The sequence below is a fragment of the Pseudomonas sp. FG47 genome (assembly GCF_057809115.1).
Map to the genome: position 1 here is coordinate 588,377 of NZ_JBMDJI010000001.1, position 9,244 is coordinate 597,620.

Sequence of the window (9,244 nt, forward strand, 5' to 3'; positions counted from 1 at the left end):
GCGTGCCATCTGCCCGCGTGTGGGGGCCGCACGCCTCTCGATGGTCTGAAAAAGATGCTGGATAATAAAGCATGACCCGCTTGACGGCTAGGGCCGTCGGAGACCCTTGTAATGCCCGATCACGATGTACGCCTGCAACAACTGAACGCCTGGCTCGCCGGGCAGCTGGAGAACCTGTTCCGCACCAACGCCTGGGGTGACGTGCCAGCAGGCAGCCTGACCGCCGCCAGCAGCGACGCCAGTTTCCGCCGTTACTTCCGCTGGGAGGGCGCCGGCCACAGCTTCGTGATCATGGATGCGCCGCCCCCCCAGGAGAACTGCCGCCCGTTCGTCGATATCGATCACCTGCTGGCCAAGGCGGGGGTAAACGTGCCGGTTATCCATGCCCAGGACCTGGAGCGCGGCTTCCTGCTGTTGGGTGACCTGGGGCGCCAGACATACCTGGACATCATTGACCAGGACAACGCCGATACCCTGTTCGCCGATGCGATCGATGCGTTGCTGGCCTTGCAGCGCCTGCCGATGGACGCTGCGCTGCCCAGCTACGACGTCGCGCTGTTGCGCCGTGAGGTCGAACTGTTCCCCGAATGGTATGTAGGCCGCGCCCTGGGCCTGACCTTCAGCGAGGCCCAGCAGGCTAGCTGGCAGCGGGTCAGCCAACTGCTGATCGACAGCGCCCTGGCCCAGCCCAAGGTGCTGGTGCACCGCGACTACATGCCGCGCAACCTGATGCACAGCGCACCCAACCCGGGCGTGCTGGATTTCCAGGATGCCGTCTACGGGCCGGTCACCTACGACATCACCTGCCTGTTCAAGGACGCGTTCCTCAGCTGGCCTCAGCCACGCGTGGAAGGCTGGCTGCGCGATTATTGGGACAAGGCCCGTGCCGCCGGTATTCCGGTGCAGCCGGCGTTCGAGGATTTCCACCGCGCCAGCGACCTGATGGGTGTGCAGCGCCATCTGAAGGTCATAGGAATCTTCGCCCGCATCTGCCATCGCGATGGCAAGCCGCGTTACCTCACCGACGTGCCGCGCTTCTTCGCCTATATAAATGAAGTGATCGCTCGCCGCCCCGAATTGGCCGAGCTGGGGCAACTGATTGCCGAGCTCAAAGGCGAGGCGCGCCCATGAAGGCGATGATCCTGGCGGCGGGCAAGGGCGAGCGTATGCGCCCACTGACTCTGACGACCCCAAAACCATTGGTCCCCGCGGCTGGCAAGCCGCTGATCGAGTATCACCTCGAAGCGTTGGCCCGTGCCGGCATCACCGAGGTGGTGATTAATCACGCCTGGCTTGGCCAGCAGATCGAGGACCACCTGGGGGATGGCAGCCGTTATGGCTTGCGCATTCGCTATTCGCCGGAGGGCGAGCCGCTGGAAACCGGTGGCGGCATCTTCAAGGCCCTGCCGTTGCTGGGCGAGGCGCCGTTCCTGCTGGTCAACGGCGATATCTGGACCGACTACGACTTCGCGCGCTTGCTGGCGCCGATGCCGGGGCTGGCGCACCTGGTGCTGGTGGATAACCCAGGGCACCACGGCCGTGGTGACTTCCACCTGACGGACGGTCATGTGCGCGATGGCGACGAAGCGCCGGGGACCTTGACCTTTAGCGGTATCTCGGTGCTCGACCCAGCGTTGTTCGCCGGTTGCCAGCCCGGCGCCTTCAAGCTGGCGCCCCTGCTGCGCCAGGCCATGGCCGAGGGCCGGGTCAGCGGTGAGCATTACCGCGGACAGTGGGTCGATGTCGGCACCCTCGAGCGCCTGGCCGATGTCGAGCGCCTGATTGGCGAGCGCGTCTGATATGTGGTGGCCGAGCACAGTGATCGGTGCCGGCGCCGGTTTCGCCGTGGCCAGCATCCCCGGGGCATTGCTCGGGGCGTTGCTGGGCCAGGCCATGGATCGGCGCCTGCGCCTGCAGGGATGGGACGATGTGCGCGAGCGCCTGGGCGGACGCCCTGCGCTGCGCGATGACGAGTTGCTGTTCGTGCTGCTTGGGCGGCTGGCCAAGAGCGATGGCCGGGTGGCCGAGGGGCATATTCAGCAGGCGCGTCAGGAAATGAGCCGGCTGGACCTCAGCGAGCCGGCGCGGCTGCGGGCGATTGCCGCGTTCAATCGCGGCAAGGCGGGCAAGGACCGGCTCGGCCAGCATCTGCGCCGGATCAAGCAGCAGCCGCATGCCGCCGAGGGCACCTTGCGCGCTTGCTGGCGGATGGTCTGGGCCGACGGCAAGGCCGGGCGCCAGGAGCGCGACCTGCTGCTGGGCTGGGGGCAGCAACTGGGGCTGAGCCGCAATCAGGTGCAGGCTCTGGCGCTGGAGTATGAACCCCGCAAGTCGGCGGTCGAGGGCGGCACCATGACCTATGCGGCGGCATTGCGGCTGCTGGGGGTAGAGCCGGACACCGAAGCCGATCGGGTCAAGCAGGCCTATCGGCGGCTGCTCAGTCGGCATCACCCGGACAAGCTGGTGGGCAGCGGTGCCAGCGAGGCGAAAGTGCGCGAGGCGACCGAGCACACTCGGGAGTTGCACCAGGCCTATGCGATGATCCGCAAAAGGCGCGGGCTTTGATCTGAGCGCTGCCTGTAGGAACTGGCTGGCCGGCGAACACCGGCGCAGCCGGTGCCAGGCACCGCGGCGCTGGTGTTCGCCAGCAAGGCGGCTCCCACGGGTTCGTGGTGTGTCAGTCTTCCTTGGGCGTCAACCAGCCGCGTACCCGGCGCAGCAATTGCTCCTGCTCCGCGGCCTTGTTACCCGGCATGGCGAGCAGCGACAACTGCCGGTACTGGCTGTCCTTCTGCCGCTTGCTGGCCTGCAGGCGCTGTTGCGCGGCCAGGCGGTCCTGGCTGCGGGTGGCGTAGAACAGGTCGGCGGTCGGCACTTTCAAGGTCGGCGCCAGGCTCAGTAGGTCATGCTCGACCCGCGCCGGGGTCTGGGCGGCGACCATCACCAGTTTCTGCACCTGGGGCGGCTGCTTCTCGCTGAGGTAGCGCGCTGCCCAATAGGCGCCGCTGCCGCTGCCGAGCATGACGATACTGCGCGCCTTTTGTTGTTGGGCGTAGGCCACGGCGGCGTCGAGGCGGGCGAAGATGCGTTCGACATCCTCCTCGGCGGTGTGCTCGTCGGCCTCCACCGCGTCGGTGCTTTCGGCGGCATCCGCCTCAGGCGCGGTGGCCTGGGCGACGTTGGCGTTGGCGTCGGCCGGGGTGTCCTTGGCTGGGGCTGATTCACCCTGATCCTTTTCTGCCTCGGCCGCGGGCGCTGGCTTGGCGTCGACCCGCGCCTGCGGGCGTTCGGCCAGACGGTCGGGTAGGCTCAGGCTCAAGGTGCCCCAGCCGACATCGGGGAAGCCGCGGCGCAGCGGGCCGACGGTGGTGGGCCAGTCGGCGCTCTCGCCGGCGCCAGGGACGATGATGACCGCGCCCTTGGGGTCGCTGTCGTTGGCTGGCTTCCACAGCGCCAGGAAACTCTCGTCATTGGCTTGCAGCATCTGCTGCTCGGCCTTGGGCACCTGGCGTTCCAGGGCCAGGGCATCGTCCTGGCTGCGCTCGAGCAGCGCAGGACGTGGGGGCGGGGCAGGGGCAGCCGTTTCGGCGGCCGTTTGCGGTTGTTCGGCATCGGCGGCTTGCGTCCCGAGCGGCAGGGCCGCTGCCAGGCAGCACATTGCCAGCGTCGTGCGATAAAGTGTGAACATCGATCAATCCAAGGCCAGAATCATACCGGCAGCCTAATGGTATTTGCCCGCGACGGCCACGCCAGGCGGCCATCATTGCCAAGACGAGCGTAGAGATGAAGCGAGTGCGTTGCCTGTGGGTTATCGGCTGGTTGTGTCTACCCTTGATCGCCCTGGCAAGGCCGGAGGCGCCGCCGGCGGTGGTATTGGCGCCGGCCCAGCAGCAATGGCTGGATGCACACCGTGCGCTGCGGGTCGGCCTGGTGCTGCAGGCGCCCTATGCCCAGTTCGACCGCCGCTTGCAACAGTTCTACGGGGCCAACGTGGAACTGGTCGGCGCCATTGCCCAGGCGCTGAAACTGGATCTGACCTGGCGCGGTTTCCCGGACCAGGCGGCCCTTGAGCACGCCTTGCAGGCCGGGGAGATCGATTTCGCCCCCGGGCTGACCCAGACCCCGACGAGCCTGCGCCTGTGGTTGTTCAGTGATCCCTACATGCGCATTCCGCAATTGGTGGTGGGCCTGCGCAGTGGCGGCGTTGCGGTGGAGCTGGAGAAACTCGGCGCCAGCGAACGGGTGGCGGTGCGCATGCCCGGCACCCTGGCCGACTACCTGCGCAGCAACTACGCCAACCTCAACCTGCAGGGCGTGCCCAACGAGCGCGAGGCGTTGCAGCTGGTGCTGGCTGGCCAGGCCAGTTTCGCCGTGCTGGACGAGGCGCAGCTCAGCCGCCTGTCTCGCGAGAGCGAGTTCGGCGACCTGGCGGTGGTCGGTGATATCGGCTTGCCACAGCTGTTGCGAGTCGGCTCGCGGCGCGATTGGCCGGAGCTTGCCGAGGTGCTCGAAGGTGCGCTGCAAGCCATGCCGGCGAAGACGCTGGAGCAGTTGCACCAGCGCTGGTTACAACCCAAGTACCCCAGGTTTTCGGAGTCGGCAGGTTTCTGGCAGAACCTCGCCCTGCTGTTTGGCCTGCTGTTGCTGTGCACCCTGGGCACCTTGGTATGGCAACGCCGGCAGCAGCGCAGGCTGGAGCGGGCCTTGCTGGCTGCGCGGGAAAGCCTGCTGGCGCGACAGGTGCGTGAAGAAGCCCTGCGGCTGAGCCAGTTTTCCCTCGACCAGAGCACGCTGGGCATCCTTTGGGTCAACTGGGACAGCCATGTACGCTACGCCAACCACGCTGTCGAGCATATGCTCGGCTTTGCCGAGGGGGCATTACTGGAGCAGCCACTGGCCGCTATCGAACCCAACCTGAACATGGACCGCTGGCTGCAATTGTGGAAACGCGCGCGGGCCGGTGACGGCGCCGACCAGCAGTTCGAGACCCTTTGCCGACGCGCCGACGGCAGCGAGCTGCCGGTGGAGCTGTCGTTGTCGTTCCTGCGCTTTCGCGATGCCGAGTACCTGGTGGTGTTCGTCGCCGACATCACCGAGCGGCGCCGTGCCCTGGCGGCGCTGCGCGAGAGCGAGGCACGGCTCAAGGGCATCGCCGGCAACGTGCCGGGCCTGGTGTTTCGCCTGGAGCGCGACCCGGCCGAAGGTGATCCGGAGTTCCCCTACATCAGCGAGGGCAGCGCGGCGTTGGTCGGCTACACGCCCGCCGAGATCCAGCACCCGGACATGGGCCTGCGCAACCTGGTCGACCCCGAGGATCGCGCCGACTATCACCGGGTCCAGGACCTGGCCCTGGCCTGCGACCGTGACTGGTCCTGGCAGGGCCGCATCCTTACCCGTGACGGCGCCAGGCGCTGGGCCGACATCAAGGCCACCACCCGGCGCCTGGCCGATGGACGCATGGTCTGGGACGGCGTGGTCTGGGACATCACCCAGGGCAAGCAGGCCGAGCTGGCCCTGGCCGCCTCCCAGGAGCAGCTGCGCGAACTGTCGGCGCACCTGGAAAGCGTGCGCGAGGAAGAGAAAGCCCGGATCGCCCGGGAAGTGCATGACGAGCTTGGGCAGATGTTGACCGTGCTCAAGCTGGAGGTGTCGATGTGCGAGCTGGCCTACGCCGAGCTGGATGCCGGGTTGAATGAGCGCCTGGCCAGCATGAAGCGCCTGATCGCCCAGTTGTTCCAGCTGGTGCGCGATGTGGCCACTGCCCTGCGCCCCCCGATTCTCGACGCCGGGATCGCCTCGGCCATCGAATGGCAAGGCCGGCGTTTCGAGGCTCGCACGCAGATTCCCTGCCTGGTGCAGGTGCCGGACCACCTGCCAACCTTGAGCGATGCCAAGGCCACCGGGCTGTTCCGCATCCTCCAGGAGGCGCTGACCAATGTCATGCGCCACGCCAGGGCGCATACCGTGCAGATTACCCTGGCGCACGAACAGGATGCCTTGCGCATGACCGTCATAGACGATGGCGCCGGCTTCGTCGTCGACGCGGCGCGGCCAACCTCGTTCGGCCTGGTTGGCGTGCGCGAGCGGGTACTGATGCTTGGGGGCAGCATGACCCTCGATAGCGAACCGGGCGAGGGCACTAGCCTGAGCGTGGCGATTCCTTTGCAACAGGAGACACGACCGTGATTCGAGTGCTGGTGGCCGAAGACCACACCATCGTCCGCGAGGGCATCAAGCAGTTGATCGGCCTGGCCAGGGACATGCAGGTGGTGGGCGAGGCGGGCAATGGCGAGCAGTTGCTGGACACTTTGCGTCATACCCCGTGCGAGGTGGTGTTGCTGGATATCTCCATGCCCGGGGTCAATGGCCTGGAGGCGATCCCGCGGATCCGTGCGCTGACCAGCCCGCCAGCGATCCTGATGTTGTCTATGCATGACGAGGCGCAGATGGCGGCCCGCGCGCTGAAGGCAGGCGCTGCGGGGTATGCGACCAAGGACAGCGACCCGGCCCTGCTGCTGACGGCCATTCGCCGGGTGGCCGGAGGCGGGCGCTACATCGACCCAGCCCTGGCCGACCGCATGGTGTTCGAAGTGGGCCTGACCGAGACCCGGCCCCTGCATACCTTGTTGTCCGAGCGAGAGTTTTCCGTGTTCGAGCGCTTGGCCCAGGGCGCCAACGTCAACGACATTGCCCAGCAGTTGGCGCTGTCGAGCAAGACCATCAGCACCCACAAGGCGCGCTTGATGCAGAAGCTCAAGGTCAACTCGCTGGCGGAACTGGTGAAGTACGCCATGGAGCACAAGTTGGTGTGAGTGTTCTGGTTACGACAGGTAATCCAGGACTTGAACCGCCGCTGCCACGATCCAAGGCGTCATAGTTGTCTGGGAGCGTCATCCTTGTAGGGCGATCCTTACAACAACTCTTCCACCCGGATGAGGGCATTCTCTCAGCCGCCCCGATTTCTGGGCGCTTGCGCTTCTTCTACGCTTGGCTCACGCAGTCATTCCAACAAGAAGGTGCAGGGCATGAGCGAGGCGAATTCGAACGAGGCGCTGGTCAGCTTCCGGGGTGTGCAGAAGAGCTACGACGGTGAATCGCTGATCGTCAAGGACCTCAACCTGGACATCCGTAAAGGCGAGTTCCTCACCTTGCTTGGCCCGTCCGGCTCGGGCAAGACCACCAGCCTGATGATGCTCGCCGGCTTCGAGACCCCCACCGCCGGCGAGATCCAACTGGCCGGCCGCTCGATCAACAACGTGCCGCCGCACAAGCGCGACATTGGCATGGTGTTCCAGAACTACGCGCTGTTCCCGCACATGACCGTGGCCGAGAACCTGGCTTTCCCGCTGACCGTACGCAACCTGAGCAAGACCGACATCAGCGAGCGGGTCAAGCGCGTGCTCAACATGGTCCAGCTCGATGCCTTCGCCAAGCGCTATCCCGGCCAGCTTTCCGGCGGCCAGCAGCAACGCGTGGCCCTGGCCCGTGCCCTGGTGTTCGAACCTCAGCTTGTGCTGATGGACGAACCGCTCGGCGCCCTCGACAAACAGCTGCGCGAACACATGCAGATGGAGATCAAGCATATCCACCAGCGCCTGGGCGTAACCGTGGTCTACGTGACCCACGACCAGGGCGAGGCGTTGACCATGTCCGATCGGGTGGCGGTGTTCCACCAGGGCGAAATCCAGCAGATCGCCGATCCGCGCACGCTCTACGAAGAACCCCGCAACACCTTCGTCGCCAACTTCATCGGCGAGAACAACCGCCTCAACGGCACCTTGCTGGCCAGTGACGGCAACCGCTGCCAGGTGCAGTTGGCCCGCGGCGAGCGGGTCGAGGCATTGGCGGTGAATGTCGGCCAGGCCGGCGAGCCGGTGACCCTGTCGATCCGCCCCGAGCGCGTGCGCCTGAATGGCCACAGCGAGCGCTGCGTCAACCGCTTCTCCGGCCGCGTGGCCGAGTTCATCTACCTGGGCGACCACGTGCGGGTGCGCCTGGAGGTCTGCGGCAAGGCCGACTTCTTCGTCAAGCAGCCAATCGCCGAGCTCGACCCGGCCCTGGCCGTGGGCGATGTGGTACCGCTGGGCTGGGAGGTGGAGCACGCCCGCGCGCTCGATCCGATCAGCGAAGCTCACTGATGGTTTGCGTCACCAACCCTGTACTGTGGAGAGAATAATAATGCGCAAGCAGTTGAAACTGACCGCCCTGGCCCTGGGGCTGTTCGCCGCCGGCCAGGCCATGGCGGCCGACCTCACCGTGATCTCCTTTGGCGGCGCCAACAAGGCGGCCCAGACCAAGGCGTTCTACGAGCCATGGGAAAAGGCGGGCAAGGGCAAGATCGTCGCCGGTGAGTACAACGGCGAGATGGCCAAGGTCAAAGCCATGGTCGACACCAAGAGCGTCAGCTGGAACCTGGTCGAGGTAGAGTCGCCGGAGTTGGCCCGGGGTTGCGATGAAGGCATGTTCGAAGAGCTCGATCCGGCACTGTTCGGTAACGAAGCCGACTACGTGCCTGGCGCCATCCAGCCATGCGGCGTGGGCTTCTTCGTCTGGTCCACGGTGCTGGCCTACAACGCCGACAAACTCAAGAGCGCGCCTGCCAGCTGGGCCGACTTCTGGGACACCAAGAAATTCCCGGGCAAGCGCGGCCTGCGCAAGGGCGCCAAGTACACCCTCGAATTCGCCCTGATGGCTGACGGCGTCGCACCCAAAGAGGTGTACAAGGTGCTGGCGACCAAGGAAGGCCAGGACCGCGCCTTCAAGAAACTCGACGAACTCAAGCCGAGCATCCAGTGGTGGGAAGCCGGTGCCCAGCCGCCGCAGTACCTGGCCTCGGGTGACGTGGTCATGAGCTCGGCCTACAACGGCCGCATCGCCGCGGTACAGAAGGAGAGCAACCTCAAGGTGGTGTGGAACGGCGGTATCTACGACTTCGACGCCTGGGCCATCCCGAAAGGCGCCAAGGATGCGGACGAGGCGAAGAAATTCATCGCCTATACCGTGCAGCCCGAGCAGCAGAAGACTTACTCCGAGAACATCGCCTACGGCCCGGCCAACTCCAAGGCCGTCCCGCTGCTGGCCGACGCGGTGAAGAAGGACATGCCGACTACCCCTGAGAACATCGCCAACCAGGTGCAGATCGACGTGGCCTTCTGGGCCGACAACAGCGAACAGCTGGAGCAACGCTTCAACGCCTGGGCGGCGAAGAAGTAGTCACGGGCCGCTGTGCGGCCCAGGCGCGGGC

At 66.0% G+C, this 9,244-nt stretch carries 8 protein-coding genes; 7 read left to right on the forward strand and 1 reads right to left on the reverse strand.

Annotated elements, in window-relative coordinates; translation table 11 throughout:
• Positions 1-111: 111 nt before the first annotated feature.
• Genes ACODS5_RS02705 through ACODS5_RS02715 form a run of 3 tightly spaced genes read left to right on the forward strand, consistent with a single transcriptional unit; the run spans position 112 to position 2,565 of the window.
• On the forward strand, positions 112-1,131 hold the full coding sequence (locus ACODS5_RS02705; RefSeq protein WP_489107837.1) for an aminoglycoside phosphotransferase family protein: 1,020 nt from the start codon (positions 112-114) through the stop codon (positions 1,129-1,131).
• Positions 1,128-1,799: an N-acetylmuramate alpha-1-phosphate uridylyltransferase MurU gene (gene murU / locus ACODS5_RS02710; RefSeq protein WP_134689801.1), complete on the forward strand. Its 672-nt coding sequence runs from the start codon at positions 1,128-1,130 to the stop codon at positions 1,797-1,799. The genes ACODS5_RS02705 and murU overlap by 4 nt, the downstream gene beginning before the upstream one ends.
• Position 1,800: 1 nt before the next feature.
• Entirely contained in the window at positions 1,801-2,565 is a 765-nt protein-coding gene (locus ACODS5_RS02715) for a TerB family tellurite resistance protein (protein WP_134689800.1), read from the forward strand.
• A gap of 112 nt (positions 2,566-2,677) precedes the next feature.
• On the opposite strand, the gene ACODS5_RS02720 is transcribed toward ACODS5_RS02715, so the two are convergent.
• Entirely contained in the window at positions 2,678-3,688 is a 1,011-nt protein-coding gene (locus tag ACODS5_RS02720; protein ID WP_134689799.1) for an alpha/beta hydrolase family protein, read from the reverse strand.
• 95 nt (positions 3,689-3,783) lie between these two features.
• Between ACODS5_RS02720 and ACODS5_RS02725 the strand changes: the two genes are divergently transcribed.
• The 4 genes from ACODS5_RS02725 to ACODS5_RS02740 all read left to right on the forward strand — a co-directional run bounded on the left by ACODS5_RS02725 (position 3,784) and on the right by ACODS5_RS02740 (position 9,213).
• Positions 3,784-6,186, forward strand: a complete 2,403-nt coding sequence (locus ACODS5_RS02725; RefSeq protein ID WP_134689798.1) for a PAS domain-containing sensor histidine kinase — start codon at positions 3,784-3,786, stop codon at positions 6,184-6,186.
• Positions 6,183-6,812 (forward strand): response regulator, encoded by a 630-nt coding sequence (locus ACODS5_RS02730; protein WP_489107838.1) that lies wholly within the window; start codon positions 6,183-6,185, stop codon positions 6,810-6,812. The genes ACODS5_RS02725 and ACODS5_RS02730 overlap by 4 nt, the downstream gene beginning before the upstream one ends.
• 213 nt (positions 6,813-7,025) lie before the next feature.
• On the forward strand, positions 7,026-8,138 hold the full coding sequence (locus ACODS5_RS02735) for an ABC transporter ATP-binding protein (RefSeq protein WP_134689796.1): 1,113 nt from the start codon (positions 7,026-7,028) through the stop codon (positions 8,136-8,138).
• A gap of 40 nt (positions 8,139-8,178) precedes the next feature.
• Positions 8,179-9,213, forward strand: a complete 1,035-nt coding sequence (locus ACODS5_RS02740) for an ABC transporter substrate-binding protein (protein ID WP_489107839.1) — start codon at positions 8,179-8,181, stop codon at positions 9,211-9,213.
• Positions 9,214-9,244 lie beyond the last annotated feature (31 nt).